The organism is Pseudomonas sp. R2-60-08W (assembly GCF_003852335.1).
Taxonomy (GTDB): Bacteria; Pseudomonadota; Gammaproteobacteria; order Pseudomonadales; family Pseudomonadaceae; genus Aquipseudomonas.
Genome location: NZ_CP027731.1, coordinates 3,614,791 through 3,633,196, shown reverse-complemented (window position 1 = coordinate 3,633,196; position 18,406 = coordinate 3,614,791). Strand labels below are relative to the sequence as shown.

The window sequence follows — 18,406 nt, the reverse complement described above, 5'->3', positions numbered from 1 at the left end:
AGCGGGATGCCGCTGCACTTGGATAGTCTTCCGCACATAGTGGTCTGCGCTCATCGGTGCCTATGAACAGCTCACGCCTAGTCAATATCTACACTGTAGGCAATGGCCTCGAGTATTCGTCATGAGTATTAAACTCCAGCACATCAACGCACTGGAGGTGTGGTTTGCTCTACGCAACGATCCAAAATTCCTATTAGCCACCCCGGAGGAGCGCTACGAAACCCGACTTGCACTCGCTGATGACCTGAAGCAGCAGCGCTTGATCAATGAATCCGAATGGGTGAGTTCACAGAGGAAGCGGTTGCGGCATGCCGGCGAGTTAGATTAACGGCTGCTTATACACCTTTACCTCCATCAGCAATCGTTGGTTCTCCCCGAGCAGGTGGTCGTGCTAGTCCGAAACGATCTTCATGCTTCGCACGGACGCAAAAATTTAGCCAGACCCTGCATTCACTAGGTTTGGCTACGTGGAAAGCGTAGAGTTACACGGAGTTTATATAAGGAGTGTGGAGAAGAAACTGTCGAATGTTGTTCCAGAACCGGACAAAAGTACTTAAAAACTGAATAAACCGGTTTTTTGCGGGCAATAAAAAGCCCAGCGATAAAGCAGGGCTTTTTCAGTACGCCTGGTTATCACCCGTGCAGGGTTTCTGCTGCATACAGCGTGTTTTCCAGCAGGCACGCCCGGGTCATCGGGCCTACACCGCCGGGAACCGGGGTGATCCAGCCGGCGCGGGGCAGGGCGGTCTCGTACACCACGTCGCCCACCAGCTTGCCATCATTTTGGCGGTTGATGCCGACGTCGATCACGATCGCGCCTTCCTTGATCCACTCACCCTTGACCAGGCCCGGCTTGCCCGCGGCGACCACCACCAGATCGGCGCGGCCCACATGGCCGGCGAGGTCCTTGGTGAAGCGGTGGGTAACGGTCACGGTGCAGCCGGCCAGCAACAATTCCATGGCCATCGGGCGGCCGACGATATTCGATGCGCCAACCACAACCGCGTCGAGCCCATACAGATCGACCCCGGTGCTTTCCAGCAGGGTCATGATGCCTTTGGGCGTGCAGGGGCGCAGCAGTGGGATGCGCTGGGCCAGGCGCCCGACGTTATAAGGGTGGAAGCCATCGACGTCTTTGTCCGGGCGGATGCGTTCCAGCAGTTTGGAGGCGTCCAGATGCTCGGGCAGCGGCAACTGGAGCAGGATGCCGTCCATGTTCGGGTCATCGTTGAGGCTGTCAATCAGGTCGGTCAGGGCCTGTTGAGTGGTCTCCGAAGGCAAGTCATAGGCTTTGGAGATAAAGCCGACCTCTTCACAGTCTTTACGCTTGTGCGAGACATAAACCTGAGAGGCAGGATCGCTGCCGACCAGGATCACCGCGAGGCCAGGCGTGCGCAGGCCTTGCTGGCGACGCTCGGTGACGCGTTTGGCGATCTGCTGGCGCAGGCTGGCGGCGATTGATTTGCCGTCGATAAGTTGTGCAGTCATTACGCGTGATTAACCATCGAGAGGGGGAAGAAAAGTGCGCGCATTCTCGCACGCCAGGGCGCGAGGGCAAAGGCGCTTGGTCTGCAAATTGCCCTAACCCCTTAAATAAAATCAGTTTTTTTCAAAAAAGATTTGACGGGTTTCGGGACCCTCTATACTATTCGTCGCACTTGTCGGGCACAGCCTAGCACTGGTTAGAAGGTCAAGCAGAATTGTTGTGCTGCAAGACTGGAAACACTTAGTTTGTAATCCTCCAAGAGTACAGATTAATCAGGCGCCCGTAGCTCAGCTGGATAGAGCATCCGCCTTCTAAGCGGATGGTCGCAGGTTCGAGTCCTGCCGGGTGCGCCATTAGGCAGCTTTGGCACAAGTAGCGTTAGATGGTGGGCGTAGCTCAGTTGGTAGAGCACGGGATTGTGACTCCCGTTGTCGAGGGTTCGATCCCCTTCGTCCACCCCATATTTGAAAGGCGCCAGATTAATCGTCTGGCGCCTTTGCTTTAAGAGCTTCAAGCGCGGATGTGGTGGAATTGGTAGACACACTGGATTTAGGTTCCAGCGCCGCGAGGCGTAAGAGTTCGAGTCTCTTCATCCGCACCAAATAAAACGTTGCTCGGCCGTCAGGCAGGGCAGGGTTCAACAAAGAAGTGGTTTGGTTTCTTTGTTAACGCAATATGGTGGGCGTAGCTCAGTTGGTAGAGCACGGGATTGTGACTCCCGTTGTCGAGGGTTCGATCCCCTTCGTCCACCCCATATTCGAAAGGCGCCAGATTTAACAGTCTGGCGCCTTTTTTGGTTTTGGCGGTTTGATTATCTCGGCGGTCGCAGGTACTGGGCCGCACCGGCAGCGCGTTTCGTCGTATTTGTGTGTCTCGATGATGCCGCGTTGCCTGTCCGCTCCGTTCGCGGGGTGGGCCGTCAGGGAGATGAATGGCGGCTTCTTCTATATATAGAAGGGCGGCGCAGAGCCCTGGCGCAATTGGCTGTATTTGTCACCGGGGCGAGGTACTTCAGTGCCTTCGTACCGATAAATTGCCGGCGGTTTCCGGGTGTATTTTCAGTAGGGTGACTTCTTGAGTTTGACCCACTAGAATGCATGCCCTTGATTGGGGTCGGAAATGGCCGGCTAATGTCTGTGCAACGAGGAATATCCATGCAAGTTTCTGTTGAAAATACTACTGCTCTCGAGCGCCGCCTGAGCATCACTGTGCCGGCAGAGCGTATCGAGACTGCGGTCAACAAGCGTCTGCAGCAGACTGCCCAGAAGGCCAAGATCGCTGGTTTCCGTCCAGGCAAAGTGCCAATGAGCGAAATCAAGCGTCGTTTTGGTGCCGATGCGCGCCAGGAAGCTGTAGGTGACGTGATCCAGGCTTCCTTCTACGAAGCCGTTGTCGAGCAAAAGCTGAACCCGGCTGGCTCGCCTTCGATCGAGCCCAAGTCCCTGGAAGCCGGCAAGGACCTGGAATACGTAGCCGTATTCGAAGTGTTCCCGGAATTCGAAGTAGCGGGCTTCGACGGTATCGCTATCGAGCGCCTGAGCGCCGAAGTGGCTGATTCGGACCTGGACAACATGCTGGAAATCCTGCGCAAGCAGAACACCCGTTTCGAAGTGGTCGAGCGTGCCGCCCAGAACGAAGACCAGTTGAACATCGATTTCGTTGGCAAGGTTGACGGCGAAGTATTCGCTGGTGGCTCCGCCAAGGGCACTCAGCTGGTGCTGGGTTCCAACCGCATGATCCCTGGCTTTGAAGACGGCCTGGTTGGCGCCAAAGCCGGCGAAGAACGCGTTCTGAACCTGGAATTCCCTGCTGACTACCAGAACCTGGACCTGGCCGGCAAAGCCGCCGAGTTCACCGTGACCGTCAACAGCGTTTCCGAGCCTAAGCTGCCAGAGCTGAACGAAGAGTTCTTCGCGCAATTCGGCATCAAGGAAACCGGTATCGAAGGCTTCCGCACCGAAGTTCGCAAGAACATGGAGCGTGAGCTGCGTCAAGCGATCAAGTCCAAGGTCAAGAACCAAGTCATGGACGGTCTGCTGGCCGCCAACCCGATCGAAGTGCCTAAGGCCCTGCTGTCCAACGAAGTGGATCGCCTGCGCGTACAAGCGGTTCAGCAGTTTGGTGGCAACATCAAGCCTGACCAACTGCCGGCCGAGCTGTTCGAAGAGCAAGCCAAGCGCCGCGTCGTGCTGGGCCTGATCGTGGCTGAAGTGGTCAAGCAGTTCGACCTCAAGCCAGACGAAGACCGTGTTCGCGAAATGATCCAGGAAATGGCGTCGGCCTACCAGGAACCTGAGCAGGTCGTGTCCTGGTACTACAAGAACGACCAGCAGCTGAACGAAGTACGTTCGGTTGTGCTGGAAGAACAAGTTGTGGATACTGTTCTGCAGAAGGCTAAGGTGACCGATAAAGCGGTCTCTTACGAAGAAGCAGTCAAACCGGCGGAAGCAGCACAAGCCGACTGATTGTCCAACTCGTTGGAAATTCAACCATAAGCCAGCCTCGCGCTGGCTTATGCGTTTTCAAGACATGACTATTTGGGAGTAACTGCAGAGCATGTTCCGTAATTCCTATATTCAGCAGAACTCTGATGTCCAGGCCGCTGGCGGCCTGGTCCCGATGGTTGTCGAGCAGTCCGCTCGTGGTGAACGCGCCTACGACATCTACTCGCGCCTGCTCAAGGAGCGAGTGATCTTTCTGGTTGGCCCGGTAGAGGACTACATGGCCAACCTGATCTGTGCGCAACTGCTGTTCCTTGAAGCGGAAAACCCGGACAAGGACATCCATCTCTACATCAACTCGCCGGGCGGTTCGGTGACTGCGGGCATGTCGATCTACGACACCATGCAGTTCATCAAGCCGAACGTGTCGACTACCTGCATTGGCCAGGCCTGCAGCATGGGTGCATTCCTGCTGACCGCCGGCGCCGAGGGCAAGCGTTACTGCCTGCCGAACTCACGCGTGATGATTCACCAGCCACTGGGCGGTTTCCAGGGCCAGGCATCGGACATCGAAATCCATGCCAAGGAGATCCTCTTCATTCGTGAGCGCCTCAACACGCTGATGGCCAAGCACAGCGGGCACACACTTGAAGAAATCGAGCGTGATACCAACCGTGACAACTTCATGAGCGCTGAAGCCGCCCGTGAGTACGGGTTGATCGACGCAGTGATCGAAAAGCGCCCCGCTTAATATAAGCCGCTCAAAATAGGGCTGGTCGGCATGTCCGACCACTGGCGGGCTTGAAAAAGCCCGCATAAGCCTTCATCTTGTGTTGCAAGCCTATCGGATTTGGATCGAACGAATGACTGACACCCGCAACGGCGAGGACAACGGCAAGCTGCTCTATTGCTCCTTCTGTGGCAAAAGCCAGCATGAAGTACGCAAATTGATTGCCGGCCCCTCGGTGTTTATCTGCGACGAATGCGTCGACCTGTGCAATGACATCATCCGCGAGGAGGTGCAGGAAGCCCAGGCCGAGAGCAGTGCGCACAAACTCCCATCGCCTAAAGAAATCAGCGGCATCCTTGACCAGTACGTGATTGGTCAGGAGCGTGCAAAGAAGGTTCTGGCCGTAGCGGTGTACAACCACTACAAGCGCTTGAACCAGCGTGACAAGAAAGGCGACGAAGTCGAACTCGGCAAGAGTAACATCCTGCTGATCGGCCCTACAGGCTCGGGTAAAACCCTGCTTGCGGAAACCCTCGCTCGCCTGCTGAACGTTCCGTTCACCATCGCCGACGCCACCACCCTCACCGAGGCTGGCTACGTGGGTGAAGATGTCGAGAACATCATTCAGAAACTGCTGCAGAAGTGCGACTACGACGTAGAGAAGGCCCAGATGGGTATTGTCTACATCGACGAAATCGACAAGATCTCGCGCAAGTCGGACAACCCGTCCATCACTCGGGATGTTTCCGGTGAAGGCGTGCAGCAAGCACTGTTGAAGCTGATCGAAGGCACGGTCGCTTCGGTACCGCCCCAGGGCGGCCGTAAGCACCCGCAGCAGGAATTCCTGCAGGTCGATACGCGTAACATCCTGTTTATCTGTGGCGGTGCGTTCTCCGGGCTGGAAAAGGTTATTCAGCAGCGTTCCACCCGTGGCGGCATCGGTTTCAGCGCGGAAGTGCGTAGCAAGGAAGAAGGCAAGAAGGTAGGCGAGTCCCTGCGTGAAGTCGAACCTGACGATCTGGTCAAGTTCGGCCTGATCCCGGAATTCGTCGGTCGTCTGCCGGTCCTGGCGACGTTGGACGAGCTGGATGAGGCGGCTTTGATTCAGATCCTCACCGAGCCGAAAAACGCCCTGACCAAGCAATACGCCAAGCTGTTCGAGATGGAAGGTGTGGACCTCGAGTTCCGTACCGACGCGCTCAAATCAGTGGCCAAGCGGGCATTGGAGCGCAAGACCGGTGCACGTGGTCTGCGTTCGATCCTTGAAGGCGTGTTGCTCGACACCATGTACGAAATCCCCTCGCAGTCCGAGGTGAGTAAGGTGGTGATCGACGAAAGCGTTATCGAAGGCAAGTCCAAGCCACTGTATATCTACGAAAACAGTGAGCCGGCTGCCAAGGCTGCACCTGACGCGTAAGCGTCTTTGCAGTGGCGGTACAAGCAAGGGGCCTTTCGGGGCCCCTTGTTTTTTTCGGGTGTTTTTGCGGGGTGGCAGATTAAATCGCGTTTATTCATGCGTTTAAGTGCTGGCATTGCGCTTGTTTTTTTTGCATGCAACCCCCATCTTGGTTTCAAGCTTATTTTTCAACTGTCATAGAGGCGAAATCATGAAGACAACCATCGAATTGCCTCTCCTGCCGTTGCGTGATGTCGTCGTCTATCCGCACATGGTTATCCCGCTGTTCGTGGGGCGCGAGAAGTCTATCGAAGCCCTCGAGGCCGCGATGACGGGCGACAAGCAGATCCTGCTGTTGGCCCAGAAGAATCCTGCTGATGATGATCCAGGCGAAGACGCCCTGTATCGGGTCGGCACCGTTGCAACTGTTTTGCAATTGCTCAAGCTGCCCGACGGTACTGTCAAAGTGCTGGTGGAAGGCGAGCAGCGCGGCGCAGTCGAACGTTTCATGGAGGTGGATGGTCACCTGCGCGCCGAAGTGGCGCTGATCGACGAAGTCGAAGCCCCTGAACGTGAATCCGAAGTGTTTGTGCGCAGCCTGCTTTCGCAGTTCGAGCAGTATGTGCAGCTGGGCAAGAAAGTCCCGGCTGAAGTCCTCTCGTCGCTCAACAGCATCGATGAGCCAAGTCGCCTGGTCGACACCATGGCTGCGCACATGGCGCTGAAGATCGAGCAGAAGCAGGACATTCTCGAAATCATCGATCTGTCGGCCCGTGTCGAGCATGTGCTGGCGCTGCTGGATGGCGAAATCGACCTGCTGCAGGTTGAGAAGCGCATCCGCGGCCGCGTGAAGAAACAAATGGAGCGCAGCCAGCGCGAGTACTACCTGAATGAGCAGATGAAGGCCATTCAGAAAGAACTCGGCGACGGCGAGGAAGGCCACAACGAAATCGAAGAGCTGAAAAAGCGTATCGATGCCGCTGGCCTGCCGAAAGACGCGCTGACCAAGGCCACGGCCGAGCTGAACAAGCTCAAGCAAATGTCGCCGATGTCGGCCGAAGCCACTGTGGTTCGTTCCTACATCGATTGGCTGGTGCAGGTGCCGTGGAAGGCTCAGACCAAGGTACGCCTGGACCTGGCCCGCGCCGAAGAAATTCTCGATGCCGACCACTACGGCCTTGAAGAGGTCAAGGAGCGTATCCTTGAATACCTCGCGGTGCAAAAGCGCGTGAAGAAAATTCGCGGCCCGGTGTTGTGCCTGGTCGGTCCGCCTGGGGTGGGTAAAACCTCGTTGGCCGAGTCGATTGCCAGTGCGACCAACCGCAAGTTCGTGCGCATGGCCCTCGGCGGCGTGCGTGATGAAGCGGAAATTCGTGGCCATCGCCGCACTTACATCGGTTCGATGCCAGGAAGATTGATTCAAAAGATGACAAAAGTGGGCGTGCGCAACCCGCTGTTCCTGCTCGATGAAATCGACAAGATGGGCAGCGACATGCGTGGCGATCCGGCGTCGGCGTTGCTTGAGGTGCTCGATCCCGAGCAGAACCACAACTTCAACGACCATTACCTGGAAGTCGACTACGACCTGTCTGACGTAATGTTCCTGTGCACCTCCAACTCCATGAACATTCCGCCAGCATTGCTGGACCGGATGGAGGTGATTCGTCTGCCGGGTTACACCGAAGACGAGAAGATCAACATCGCCGTCAAATACCTCGCGCCCAAGCAAACTGCAGCCAACGGCCTGAAGAAAGGCGAGATCGAGTTTGACGTCGAAGCGATCCGTGACATCGTGCGCTACTACACCCGCGAAGCCGGTGTACGGGGCCTCGAGCGCCAGATCGCGAAGATCTGCCGCAAGGCGGTCAAGGAGCATTCCTTGGAAAAACGCTTCTCGGTGAAGGTGACGGCCGATGCGCTGGAGCATTTCCTGGGTGTGCGTAAATTCCGCTACGGCCTGGCCGAGCAGCAGGACCAGGTAGGGCAGGTGACTGGCCTGGCATGGACCCAGGTGGGCGGCGAGTTGCTGACCATCGAAGCTGCCGTGATCCCGGGCAAGGGCCAGTTGATCAAGACCGGTTCTCTCGGCGATGTGATGGTCGAGTCGATCACCGCCGCGCAGACCGTGGTGCGCAGTCGCGCCAGGAGCCTGGGTATTCCCCTGGACTTCCACGAGAAGCACGACACCCATATCCATATGCCGGAAGGCGCGACGCCGAAGGACGGCCCGAGCGCCGGTGTAGGCATGTGCACGGCGCTGGTGTCGGCATTGACCGGTATTCCGGTGCGCGCCGATGTGGCGATGACCGGGGAAATTACCCTGCGCGGCCAGGTATTGGCCATCGGTGGGCTGAAAGAGAAATTACTCGCTGCACACCGGGGTGGAATCAAAACCGTGATCATTCCTGAAGAGAATGTTCGCGACTTGAAGGAAATTCCTGACAATATCAAGCAGGATCTTCAGATTAAACCGGTTAAATGGATTGACGAAGTCCTGCAAATTGCGCTGCAATACGCGCCGGAGCCCTTGCCGGATGTGGCTCCGGAGATTGTCGCGAAGGACGAAAAACGCGAGTCGGATTCCAAGGAAAGAATTAGCACGCATTAAGGTGTTGAAGCCTGGGGGGCTTCCTTGACAGCTTTTTAGAGCCCTTGTTATAAAGCGGCTCTTAAGTGTCTGTAGGCCATTCAGCACTGGTTTTTGCTTTTTACCAAAAAACTTAGAATCATACTCATAGATATATAAGGGGACTTAGAGTGAACAAGTCGGAACTGATTGATGCTATCGCTGCATCCGCTGATATCCCGAAAGCTGCTGCCGGCCGTGCGCTGGACGCAGTAATCGAATCCGTCACTGGCGCTCTGAAGGCCGGCGACTCCGTGGTACTGGTAGGCTTCGGTACTTTCTCTGTGACTGACCGCCCAGCTCGCACTGGCCGTAACCCACAGACCGGCAAAGCACTGCAAATCGCTGCTGCCAAGAAACCAGGTTTCAAAGCCGGTAAAGCCCTGAAAGAAGCCGTTAACTAAGCTTCGATCAAGCCTTTGCTTACCCGGGTCAGACGTAGGTCTGGCCTGGCAGCGGAGCGGTAGCTGACCCACGTATCCATTGGGTCGCCACGCCGGGGGTCAGAGTTCAAACCCCCGTCCGCTCCGCCAGTTACGAGAAGGCGCATCCTCGGATGCGCCTTTCTTCTATCCGGATTCTACCCACGCTCCACGGTTGCCTATTTTTGATGTTCAACCGTTTCTGGGGGACGCATGCTGCAAAATATCAGGGACAATTCACAAGGCTGGATTGCCAAGACCATTATCGGGATCATCGTCGCGTTGATGGCGTTCACCGGTATCGAGGCTATTTTCCAGGCTTCGGGTAATAACAAGCAGGACGTGGCCAAGGTCAACGGTGAGGAAATCACCCAGACCGAATTGAGCCAGGCCGTCGATATGCAACGGCGCCAGCTGATGCAACAACTGGGCAAGGATTTCGATGCTTCCCTGTTGGACGAAAAACTGCTGCGCGACGCGGCCCTCAAGGGCCTGATCGACCGCAAGCTGCTGCTGCAAGGTGCTGCTGATGCCAAGTTCGGCTTCTCGGAAGCGGCCTTGGACCAGGTGATCCTGCAGACGCCGGAGTTCCAGGTAGACGGCAAGTTCAACGCCGAACGCTTTGACCAGGTGGTCCGTCAACTGGGCTATACCCGCCTGCAATTCCGTCAGATGCTGACTCAGGAAATGCTGATCGGCCAAGTTCGCGCAGGCATCGCCGGCAGTGGTTTCGTGACCGATGCCGAGGTGCTGGCATTTGCCCGCCTGGAAAAACAGACGCGCGATTTTGCCACCGTCAACGTTAAAGCCGACCCGGCAGCGGTGAAACTCACCGATGACGAAGTCAAGGCGTACTACGACCAGCATGCCAAGGAGTTCATGACCCCGGACCAGGTGGTCATCGACTACCTGGAGCTGAAGAAGTCGTCGTTCTTCGACCAGGTCACCGTCAAGGACGATGAACTGCAGGCTGCCTACGAGAAAGAAACCGCCAACCTCGCTGAACAGCGTCGTGCCGCGCACATTCTGATCGAAGTCAACGACAAGGTCACCGAGGCGCAAGCCAAGGCCAAGATCGAAGACATCCAGGCGCGCCTGGCCAAGGGCGAGCAGTTTGACGCCCTGGCCAAGGAGTTCTCCCAGGATCCGGGTTCGGCCAGCAATGGCGGCGATCTCGGGTTTGCCGGTCCTGGCGTCTACGATCCAGACTTCGAGACGGCGCTGTACGGCCTCAAGCAGGACCAGGTGTCGGTGCCGGTGCGCACGTCCTTCGGTTGGCACTTGATCAAGCTGCTGGGCGTTGAAGCACCCGAGGTGCCATCGTTCGCCAGTCTGAAAGACAAGCTGACCCGCGAGCTCAAGACCCAGCAGGTTGAACAGCGGTTTGTCGAAGCGACCAAGCAATTGGAAGATGCGGCATTCGAAGCGTCCGACCTGGCCCAGCCGGCCTCCGATCTGAAGCTGACCGTCCATACCTCCGCGCCGTTCGGCCGTGAAGGTGGCGAAGGCGTCGCGGCCAACCGTGCCGTGGTCACCGCAGCGTTCAGCCCGGAAGTGCTGGATGAGGGTGCCAACAGCAGCGCCATTGAGCTCGACCCGGAAACCATCATCGTGCTGCGCGCCAAAGAGCACCTCAAGCCTGCCCAGTTGCCGCTGGAAAAGGTCGCCACGGCGATTCGCGCACAGATGACCAAGGAGCGTGCGAGCGCTGCCGCCAAAGCCCATGCCGACGAGCTGATCGCTGGCCTGCATGATGGCAAGATCGCCCTGAGCCAGCCGATTGACGGCCAGGCCTGGAAGGTGACTGAAGCCGCTACCCGTGGCCAGGAAGCTGTCGACCCTGCCGTGCTGCAAGCGCTGTTCCGCATGCCCAAGCCTGCGGGCAAGGACAAGCCGAGCTTCACCACCGTCAGCCTGCGCGATGGCAGCCAGGTGATCGTGCGCTTGAACGGTGTCAATGAAGCTGCTGCGCCTACGGACGAAGAAAAGGCGCAATACCGCCGCGCCCTCGCTTCGCGTATTGGCCAGCAGGATTTTGCGGCCTACCGCAAGCAGCTGGAAACCCAGGCAGACATCAAGAAGTTCTGATGCCGGCTTGAATGAAAAGACCCCGTCCTGAAAAGGCCGGGGTCTTTTTTTTGCGCCGTTTAAAGCTCAGGTTGACCCGCGATACCTGCCATCCGGGGCGACGATTGCCAACGTAGCCATCCATCACAGCATCGACGCCAACGTGGTCAGCTTACGAGCGCACCGCCGAGGTATTGTTCGTCGGTCACCGGCTCCATCCAGTCAGTATTCTTGCCATCGATCGTTTCGGTGACCGCGAAATGGGACATCGCAGTCGTCGCAGCAGCGCCGTGCCAATGCCGTTTCCCGCAAGCACAGGAGACTACGTCACCCGCGCGAATCTCGGTTCGCTGGCCACCTTCGCATTGAACCCAGCCGACACCCGTCAATACCACTAGCGTTTGACCCGCCGGGTGAGAATGCCAAAAGGTGCGCGCGGATGGCTCAAATGTGACGATGGCGCCCGTTGCTCGACCAGGTGCTGTTGCCTGGAACATAGTGTCGATACGAACCGAGCCAGTGAACCAAGTGTCAGGGCCCTTTGCAGATGGCTTGGTTCCGTTGCGGATGATGGTCAGGTCTGAATCACTCATGGAATTCTCTCTGAGTCGCGGGTGGCTTGAGCACGTAATGCGCCACCGATAGTGGGCGGCAGCTGCCGTCAGTGGGCACCTGCGTTGCGGAAAATATTCATAGGCCCTGCTTATTTACCGGTCTCCTCGAACACCTTACGAGCGATATTCAGTGCGGTCGCCGCGACGGGCCAGCCGCCATAGAACGCCAGATGGGTGATCGTTTCGATGATTTCTTCACGGGTCACGCCATTCTCAATGGCAAGCTTAAGGTGGTACGGCAACTCGTTTTGACGGTAAAGCACAATCAGGGTGGTGATGGTTACAAGGCTGCGGTCACGAGGTGAGAGACCGGGCCGTTTCCACACATCATCAAACAGCAGGTTATCGGTGTATTCGGCAAGCGCCGGAGCTACATCGCCAAAAGCCTTGTGGGCTGTGCCTTTTTCGTATGCCATCAGAATTTCCTTCCTTTCACTCGGCAGCGAGGCTGCGCTAGATCAGAAACTAAATTAACAGCCACGATTGGTTCTGATAACGTGTTTAAAATTGATTAGATATATAAGGGAGGCTTATCAATGCACAAGCAGACCGCTTCCGACCTCGTCACGTTTTTAGTGGTTGCACGAGAACAAAGCTTTACCAAAGCAGCGAAGCAACTGGGTGTCTCGCAGTCAGCGCTGAGCCAAACGATGCGGGCATTAGAGACGCGCTTAGGCGTAAGGCTCCTCACTCGGACGACCAGACGCGTGTCACCCACTCAGGCCGGCGAGCGCCTGCTGCAATCGGTCGGCCAGCGGTTCGCGGAGGTCGATGCGGAGTTAGAAGCGGTTACTGCATTGGGCGAAAATCCCAGAGGTACTCTGCGCCTCGCGGCTACCGAAAACGCCGCGGCCACCGTGCTCTGGCCCAAGCTGGAGAAATTCCTTCCTCTGTACCCAGAAATCAAAATTGAAATTGTCGTAGATGTAGGGCTGACAGATATCGTGGGCGGGCGTTTCGATGCTGGCATTCGACCTGGCGAAACGGTCGCGCAAGGCATGATAGCCACCCGGATAGGGCCAGACATGCGCATGGCGGTAGTCGGTACGCCCGTGTACTTGGAGAAGTACGGACAGCCGCGGGCGCCCTCCGACTTGACGTTTCACAACTGCATCAACCTGCGACTTCCTACACATGGTGGACTGTACGCTTGGGAATTCGAGAAGAACGGTCGAGCTGTAAACGTCCATGTGGACGGTCAGCTTGTTGTTGGATCTGCGTCCCTCATTTTGATGGGGGCTCGATCAGGTCAAGGGCTCGCGTACCTACCTGAAGAGCAGGTGAGATCGGACATCGAACACGGCAGCTTAATTCGTGTTCTAGAGGACTGGTGCCCGCCGTTTTCCGGATATCACCTGTACTACCCAAGTCGACGCCAACCCACACAAGCGTTCAGCCTCCTCGTGGATGCGTTGCGCTATCGCGATTGACGTCGTTTGGAGCGCCGGTCGGCCGCTTTTTACGCCGCACGCTTATGGCGGTGGCGCTTAGCTCTCAGATTCCTTGCCTGAGAACTTGAGCTTGCCCCAGCTCAGGCCGACGACTGCCGCCAGGGTCGAGGCCGTCAATACGCTCAGCTTGGCCGCCGCCAGCAAATCCGGGTCGGAGAACGCCAGGGAGGAGATGAAGATCGACATCGTGAAACCAATCCCCGCCAGCAGACCCACCAGGCCCACACCCGTCCAGGTAACGCCGTCCGGCAGCTTGCAGAGGTTGAGCTTGACCAGCGTGAAGCTCGCCAGCATCACGCCAATTGGTTTGCCCAGCACCAAGGCGAAGATGACGCCCATGAACACACCCTGGGGCAGGGGATCGTCCAGGTTGAAGCCGCTCAGGCTGACACCCGCGTTGGCCAGGGCAAACAACGGCATCACGCCGAACGCCACCCACGGGTGCAGCGCCGATTGGACCCGCTGCACTGGCGGTAATATTTCCCGCTGTGCTTCGCGCAATTGCTTCAACGGCTGGGTAACGTGCCCTGGGCCTTCAGGCGACTTGGAAAAGCGCTCCATCAATTCGTTGAACGTGCGGCCGATGGTGTCCAGCGGGCGCTCGGTGGTGGGCTTGGAGTTAACCGGGGTCATCAGCCCTAGGATCACGCCGGCGAGCGTCGGGTGAACGCCGGTCTTGAGCAGGCCGAACCACACAATCGCCCCTGGCAACAGGTAGATCGCGGCCTTGCTGATGCCCATGCGCTGGAAAACCAGCACCAGCGCTAGCCCGGCGACGGCAATCACCAGCCCCATGTAATCGAGGCTGGCGGTGAAGAAAACGGCAATGATCAGGATCGCCACGATGTCATCGATAATCGCCAGGGCCAGCAGTAAAATACGCACGCCGCCGGGAATCGACTTGCCCAACAGTGCCAGCACGCCGACGGCAAAGGCGATGTCCGTCGCGGTGGGCACGGCCCAGCCACTGGCGGCGGCGGTGCCGTGGTTGAGCAGGGTGTAGATGAGCGCCGGCATCAGTACGCCGCCCAGCGCAGCGCCCAATGGCAGCGTGGCCAGCTTGAGGTTGGCGAGCGCGCCGTCCTTGATTTCCTGACGAATCTCGGCGCCCACCACCAGGAAGAAGATGGTCATCAGGCCGTCGTTGACCAGGAAATGCAGGGAGCGCGACACGCTGTATTCGCCCAACCCAAGGGTGACCGGCGTGTTCCAGAAGTGCTCATAGGTGTCGGCCGCCGGGCTGTTGGCCCAGATCAATGCGACGATGGCAGCCAGCAGCAGGACAATGCCGCTGACGGCTTCAATTCGTGAAAAGCGCTCGAGGGCCGACAGTGCGCCCTCGGTCAAACGCTGAGGACGAGGGATGGCAGGGTGTTTATCAGGCACGACAGATCTCCATTGGCGGCCCGACCAACGCTTATCCTTTAACCTGCGCTGTGCCATATGCAGCAGCGCACCCAGGGCGATAATAGGAAGTTGGGGAATAAGTTGTAAACAAACTTGTCATAGTCAGCGGCACCGGTCCCAAAAGCCTGTGACGTTTTACCGACAGGAATGCGCGCGCCAACGCCTCGTTCTGTTGCACAATACCGCCCGGACTGTTTTTCTCAGGATTTTCGATGTCGACATCATTTCACTTGCGAAACCTAGGGTTGGCGCTGGTGCTGGCGGGCGCGGCGGGTTGCTCGTCGCCCAAGACCGCTATTTACGAACATGAGAATTTCGACGATTCCGGTACGTTTTCCCGCGATTACCCGGTAAGCGATGTGGCGGCCTGTGAAGCCGCGCGTCGTGCCTTGCTGAGCCAGGGCTATATCATCACCAGCAGCGACCCGAAGTTGGTGGCCGGTAACAAGAGTTTCCAGCAGACCGGCGAAAGCCACCTGCAGATCAGTTTCAACGTGGTGTGTGCCGCGGATGGCAAAGGCAGCAATCATTCGACGATGTTTGCCAACGCCTTGCAGGACCGCTATGCGCTGAAGAAGGTCAACAACTCCGCGAGTCTCGGAGTAGGGGTACTGGGTTCGGTGTCGATGCCGATCGGCTCCACCGATGACTCGATGGTCAAGGTGGCGAGCGAGACCGTTTCGGCGCCCAAGTTCTATGAGCGTTACTTTGCATTGGTGGATGTGTTCCTGCCCCAGGAAGTGAAGCAGGCTGCGCACATCCCCGAGAAGCCCAAGGATGAGCTTGGTATGCCTGAGCCGAAGGCTGCACCGGCCGCCGAGAAGGTCGAGGCGCCCCAGGAGACACCGGCAACGCCTGCCGCTGCGCAACCGCTTGCACCGCCCGCCGAAGCCGCACCGATCGCGCCGAGCGTCGCGCCGGAGCCCGTACCGGACGCCACGTCGGCCCCGGCAGCAGAACCTGCACCGGCACCGACCAACCCGAACCTGCCAGCGCCGACAGAGGCGATTCCACCCCTGCCAACGCCTGCGCAGTGATTCACACTGCTACGGGGTCTGCCTTGTCGGCATTGATCCCGTAGCGGCTGATGGCCTCCACGACTTTGTCACGGCCTATTGCGCCGTCATCTGCCAGTGCCTTCAGGGCCGCCAGCACGATGAAGTGTCGATCCACTTCAAAAAATTCGCGCAGCGCTTCCCGCGTATCCGACTGCCCGAAACCATCGGTTCCCAACGCCACAAAGCGGCGGCCGTGTACGAAAGGGCGGATCTGGTCTGCGAATAATTTCATGTAGTCCGTTGCCACCACCATTGGCCCGGCTTTACCGACGAGGCACTGCTCCACGTAGCTCAGGCGTGGCTCAGCCTCCGGATGCAGCAGGTTCCAGCGCTCTGTTGCGTGCCCGTCACGGCGCAGCTCAGTCAGGCTGGTGGCGCTCCATACATCACTGTGTACGGCAAAGTCCTGCTCAAGCAGGGCCGCTGCGGCGATCACTTCGCGCAAAATCGAACCACTGCCCATCAATTGCACCTGTGCGTCGGGGTGTGTGCTCAACGGGTACATACCTTTGAGAATGCCATCCTCCACGCCTTCGGGGATCGCCGGGTGCGGGTAGTTTTCATTGAGCAGGGTGATGTAGTAGTAGATATCCTCCTGCTCGACATACATACGGCGCATGCCCTCGCGAATGATCACCGCCAGCTCGTAGGCAAAGGTCGGATCATAGGCCACGCAGCACGGAATCACTGACGCCAGGATATGGCTGTGCCCGTCGTCATGTTGCAAGCCTTCGCCCATCAGGGTAGTGCGCCCGGCCGTGGCCCCCAGCAGAAAACCGCGGGCCCGCGCATCACCGGCCGCCCAGGCCAGGTCGCCGACGCGCTGGAAGCCGAACATCGAATAGAAGATATAGAAAGGCACGGTCATCAGGCCGTGGTTGCTGTAGGACGTACTCGCCGCGATCCACGAGGAAATAGCACCCGATTCATTCAGGCCTTCCTGCATGATCTGTCCGTCCTTGCTCTCTTTGTAGTAGCTCAGTTGCCCAGCGTCCTGCGGGGTGTACAGCTGACCGACGGCGGAGTGGATGCCGATCTGCCGGAACAGGCTTTCCATGCCGAAGGTGCGCGACTCATCCGGCACGATGGGGACGATCAGCTTGCTCAGATGTGGGTCCTTGAGCAGCGTGCCGAGGATACGCACGAAGGCCATGGTGGTGGAAAGCGCGCGCTCGCCGGTGTCCTTGAGTTGAGTGGCGAAGGCGGACAGCGGCGGGATCGTCAACGGCGCGACGCTGCTATGCCGAGCGGGCACATAGCCGCCCAGGGCCTGGCGTCGGGCGGCAAAGTAGCGGGCTTCGGCACTGTCGGCGGCGGGTTTGAGGTAGGGGATTTCGTCGAGCTGGTCATCGGCCACTTCCAGCCCGAAGCGGTCACGGAAGGCTTTCACCGCGTCGGCCCCCATTTTCTTCAATTGATGGTTGATGTTCTGGCCTTCGCCCGCTTCGCCCATGCCGAAGCCTTTTACGGTCTTGGCCAGGATCACCGTGGGCTGGCCCTTGTGCCGCACTGCGGCGGCGTAGGCGTTGTAGACCTTGTCCGGGTCATGCCCGCCCCGTGAGAGTTTCCAGATATCGTCGTCGGACATATCTGCAACCAGTGCCAGCAACTCCGGATATTTACCAAAGAAGTGTTCGCGTACGTAGGCGCCATTCTGGGATTTGTAATTCTGATAGTCACCGTCCACGCATTCCATCATGCGTTGGCGCAGCAGGCCGCTGTGGTCCTTTTCCAGCAGCGCATCCCAGCCACCGCCCCAGATTACCTTGATCACATTCCAGCCAGCAGCGCGGTACAGGCTCTCGAACTCCTGGATCACCTTGGCATTACCGCGCACCGGGCCGTCCAGGCGCTGCAGGTTGCAGTTGACCACAAAGATCAGATTGTCGAGTTTTTCACGGCCCGCGACGGAAATGGCGGCCAGGGATTCCGGCTGGTCCATTTCGCCATCGCCCAGGAACGCCCAGACCTTGCGCCCCTGGTGTGGCTTGAGATCGCGAAACTCCAGGTAACGCATAAAGCGCGCCTGGTACGCGGCAGTGATCGGCCCGAGCCCCATGGAAACCGTAGGGAATTGCCAGAAGTCCGGCATCAGCCGTGGATGAGGGTATGACGACAGGCCTTCGCCGCCGGCCTCGCGGCGAAAGTTATCCAGTTGGGCTTCGTTGATACGGCCTTCCAGATATGCGCGGCCATAGATGCCGGGGGAGGAATGGCCCTGGATGTACACCAGGTCGCCGTCGAACGTGTCAGTTCGGCCTCGGAAGAAATGGTCGAAGCCTACGTCGTACAGCACTGCGGCTGACGCATAGGTCGCAATATGCCCACCCACCCCGGAGTGTTTGCCTGCACGCAATACCATCGCCATGGCATTCCAGCGGATAAATGCGTTGGTGCGGCGTTCGATGTCGAGATTGCCGGGGTAGGGCACCTGGCGATCGACGGCAATGGTATTCACGTAAGGGGTGGTCACCCGTCCGTAAAAGTCGCCGTGGCGCGCGACGTCGAAATCCAGCAACTGATCGATCAGGTAGTGGGCGCGGGGGCGGCCTTCGGCCGACAGCACCGACTCGATGGAGTCCAGCCACTCGCGGGTTTCCTGCGGATCGTTGTCCAGGGACGCGGCGTTATTCGGGTTCATATGAGGCTCCAGGGTAAGCGGATTCCAGGCGGCGAACGCCTTGTGGGCGTGGCGCAGTTATAGTTGC

14 protein-coding genes and 4 tRNA genes are annotated in these 18,406 nt (G+C 58.2%); 13 read left to right on the top strand and 5 right to left on the bottom strand.

The window, feature by feature from the left end; all coding sequences use genetic code 11:
• Nucleotides 1–121: 121 nt before the first annotated feature.
• Nucleotides 122–328, top strand: coding sequence for a hypothetical protein (locus C4J90_RS16460; protein ID WP_124420339.1), 207 nt, complete (start codon nt 122–124; stop codon nt 326–328).
• Between the two features lie 305 nt (nt 329–633).
• On the opposite strand, the gene folD is transcribed toward C4J90_RS16460, so the two are convergent.
• Complete coding sequence (gene folD, locus C4J90_RS16455) at nt 634–1,488, bottom strand: bifunctional methylenetetrahydrofolate dehydrogenase/methenyltetrahydrofolate cyclohydrolase FolD (protein WP_124420338.1); 855 nt, start codon at nt 1,486–1,488, stop codon at nt 634–636.
• A 274-nt stretch (nt 1,489–1,762) separates the two neighbouring features.
• On the opposite strand from folD, the gene C4J90_RS16450 reads away from it, so the two are divergent.
• The 10 genes from C4J90_RS16450 (at nt 1,763) to C4J90_RS16405 (ending at nt 11,189) form a co-directional block, all read left to right on the top strand.
• A tRNA-Arg gene (locus C4J90_RS16450) sits at nt 1,763–1,839 on the top strand.
• Nucleotides 1,840–1,871: 32 nt separating this feature from the next.
• A tRNA-His gene (locus tag C4J90_RS16445) sits at nt 1,872–1,947 on the top strand.
• A gap of 55 nt (nt 1,948–2,002) precedes the next feature.
• Nucleotides 2,003–2,087, top strand: a tRNA-Leu gene (locus tag C4J90_RS16440).
• Between the two features lie 77 nt (nt 2,088–2,164).
• Nucleotides 2,165–2,240: transfer RNA gene (locus C4J90_RS16435), tRNA-His, on the top strand.
• A gap of 400 nt (nt 2,241–2,640) precedes the next feature.
• Nucleotides 2,641–3,951, top strand: coding sequence for a trigger factor (gene tig / locus C4J90_RS16430; RefSeq protein WP_124363387.1), 1,311 nt, complete (start codon nt 2,641–2,643; stop codon nt 3,949–3,951).
• Between the two features lie 91 nt (nt 3,952–4,042).
• The gene (gene clpP, locus C4J90_RS16425) at nt 4,043–4,678 is read left to right on the top strand and encodes an ATP-dependent Clp endopeptidase proteolytic subunit ClpP (RefSeq protein WP_124363386.1); all 636 of its coding nucleotides are present in this window, start codon (nt 4,043–4,045) and stop codon (nt 4,676–4,678) included.
• 112 nt (nt 4,679–4,790) lie between these two features.
• Nucleotides 4,791–6,074: an ATP-dependent Clp protease ATP-binding subunit ClpX gene (gene clpX, locus C4J90_RS16420; protein ID WP_010209414.1), complete on the top strand. Its 1,284-nt coding sequence runs from the start codon at nt 4,791–4,793 to the stop codon at nt 6,072–6,074.
• A gap of 190 nt (nt 6,075–6,264) precedes the next feature.
• The gene (gene lon / locus C4J90_RS16415; RefSeq protein ID WP_124363385.1) at nt 6,265–8,661 is read left to right on the top strand and encodes an endopeptidase La; all 2,397 of its coding nucleotides are present in this window, start codon (nt 6,265–6,267) and stop codon (nt 8,659–8,661) included.
• Nucleotides 8,662–8,810: 149 nt separating this feature from the next.
• Entirely contained in the window at nt 8,811–9,083 is a 273-nt protein-coding gene (locus C4J90_RS16410; protein ID WP_003174819.1) for an HU family DNA-binding protein, read from the top strand.
• A gap of 231 nt (nt 9,084–9,314) precedes the next feature.
• Nucleotides 9,315–11,189: a SurA N-terminal domain-containing protein gene (locus tag C4J90_RS16405; protein WP_124420337.1), complete on the top strand. Its 1,875-nt coding sequence runs from the start codon at nt 9,315–9,317 to the stop codon at nt 11,187–11,189.
• Nucleotides 11,190–11,335: 146 nt separating this feature from the next.
• Here the strand turns inward: C4J90_RS16405 and C4J90_RS16400 are convergent, their stop codons facing one another.
• Complete coding sequence (locus C4J90_RS16400) at nt 11,336–11,761, bottom strand: cupin domain-containing protein (protein WP_124387221.1); 426 nt, start codon at nt 11,759–11,761, stop codon at nt 11,336–11,338.
• 110 nt (nt 11,762–11,871) lie between these two features.
• Nucleotides 11,872–12,198, bottom strand: coding sequence for a carboxymuconolactone decarboxylase family protein (locus C4J90_RS16395; protein ID WP_124420336.1), 327 nt, complete (start codon nt 12,196–12,198; stop codon nt 11,872–11,874).
• Nucleotides 12,199–12,318: 120 nt separating this feature from the next.
• Here C4J90_RS16395 and C4J90_RS16390 point away from each other — a divergent pair, with 120 nt between their 5' ends.
• Nucleotides 12,319–13,212, top strand: coding sequence for a LysR family transcriptional regulator (locus C4J90_RS16390; RefSeq protein WP_124420335.1), 894 nt, complete (start codon nt 12,319–12,321; stop codon nt 13,210–13,212).
• 57 nt (nt 13,213–13,269) lie between these two features.
• Here C4J90_RS16390 and nhaA read toward each other — a convergent pair whose 3' ends face one another.
• Complete coding sequence (nhaA, locus tag C4J90_RS16385) at nt 13,270–14,619, bottom strand: Na+/H+ antiporter NhaA (RefSeq protein WP_124420334.1); 1,350 nt, start codon at nt 14,617–14,619, stop codon at nt 13,270–13,272.
• A 233-nt stretch (nt 14,620–14,852) separates the two neighbouring features.
• Here nhaA and C4J90_RS16380 point away from each other — a divergent pair, with 233 nt between their 5' ends.
• Nucleotides 14,853–15,677 carry a DUF2242 domain-containing protein gene (locus tag C4J90_RS16380; protein WP_124371140.1) on the top strand — a complete coding sequence of 275 codons (825 nt, stop codon included), beginning with the start codon at nt 14,853–14,855 and terminating at the stop codon, nt 15,675–15,677.
• A gap of 1 nt (nt 15,678) precedes the next feature.
• Here C4J90_RS16380 and aceE read toward each other — a convergent pair whose 3' ends face one another.
• On the bottom strand, nt 15,679–18,339 hold the full coding sequence (gene aceE / locus C4J90_RS16375; RefSeq protein ID WP_124420333.1) for a pyruvate dehydrogenase (acetyl-transferring), homodimeric type: 2,661 nt from the start codon (nt 18,337–18,339) through the stop codon (nt 15,679–15,681).
• Nucleotides 18,340–18,406 lie beyond the last annotated feature (67 nt).

What these genes read in the sequence shown, in the direction of transcription:
- C4J90_RS16460 (WP_124420339.1), top strand. Translation starts at nt 122, where the DNA reads ATGAGTATTAAACTCCAGCACATCAACGCACTGGAGGTGTGGTTTGCT.
- folD (WP_124420338.1), bottom strand. Translation starts at nt 1,488, where the DNA reads ATGACTGCACAACTTATCGACGGCAAATCAATCGCCGCCAGCCTGCGC.
- tig (WP_124363387.1), top strand. Translation starts at nt 2,641, where the DNA reads ATGCAAGTTTCTGTTGAAAATACTACTGCTCTCGAGCGCCGCCTGAGC.
- clpP (WP_124363386.1), top strand. Translation starts at nt 4,043, where the DNA reads ATGTTCCGTAATTCCTATATTCAGCAGAACTCTGATGTCCAGGCCGCT.
- clpX (WP_010209414.1), top strand. Translation starts at nt 4,791, where the DNA reads ATGACTGACACCCGCAACGGCGAGGACAACGGCAAGCTGCTCTATTGC.
- lon (WP_124363385.1), top strand. Translation starts at nt 6,265, where the DNA reads ATGAAGACAACCATCGAATTGCCTCTCCTGCCGTTGCGTGATGTCGTC.
- C4J90_RS16405 (WP_124420337.1), top strand. Translation starts at nt 9,315, where the DNA reads ATGCTGCAAAATATCAGGGACAATTCACAAGGCTGGATTGCCAAGACC.
- C4J90_RS16400 (WP_124387221.1), bottom strand. Translation starts at nt 11,761, where the DNA reads ATGAGTGATTCAGACCTGACCATCATCCGCAACGGAACCAAGCCATCT.
- C4J90_RS16395 (WP_124420336.1), bottom strand. Translation starts at nt 12,198, where the DNA reads ATGGCATACGAAAAAGGCACAGCCCACAAGGCTTTTGGCGATGTAGCT.
- C4J90_RS16390 (WP_124420335.1), top strand. Translation starts at nt 12,319, where the DNA reads ATGCACAAGCAGACCGCTTCCGACCTCGTCACGTTTTTAGTGGTTGCA.
- C4J90_RS16380 (WP_124371140.1), top strand. Translation starts at nt 14,853, where the DNA reads ATGTCGACATCATTTCACTTGCGAAACCTAGGGTTGGCGCTGGTGCTG.
- aceE (WP_124420333.1), bottom strand. Translation starts at nt 18,339, where the DNA reads ATGAACCCGAATAACGCCGCGTCCCTGGACAACGATCCGCAGGAAACC.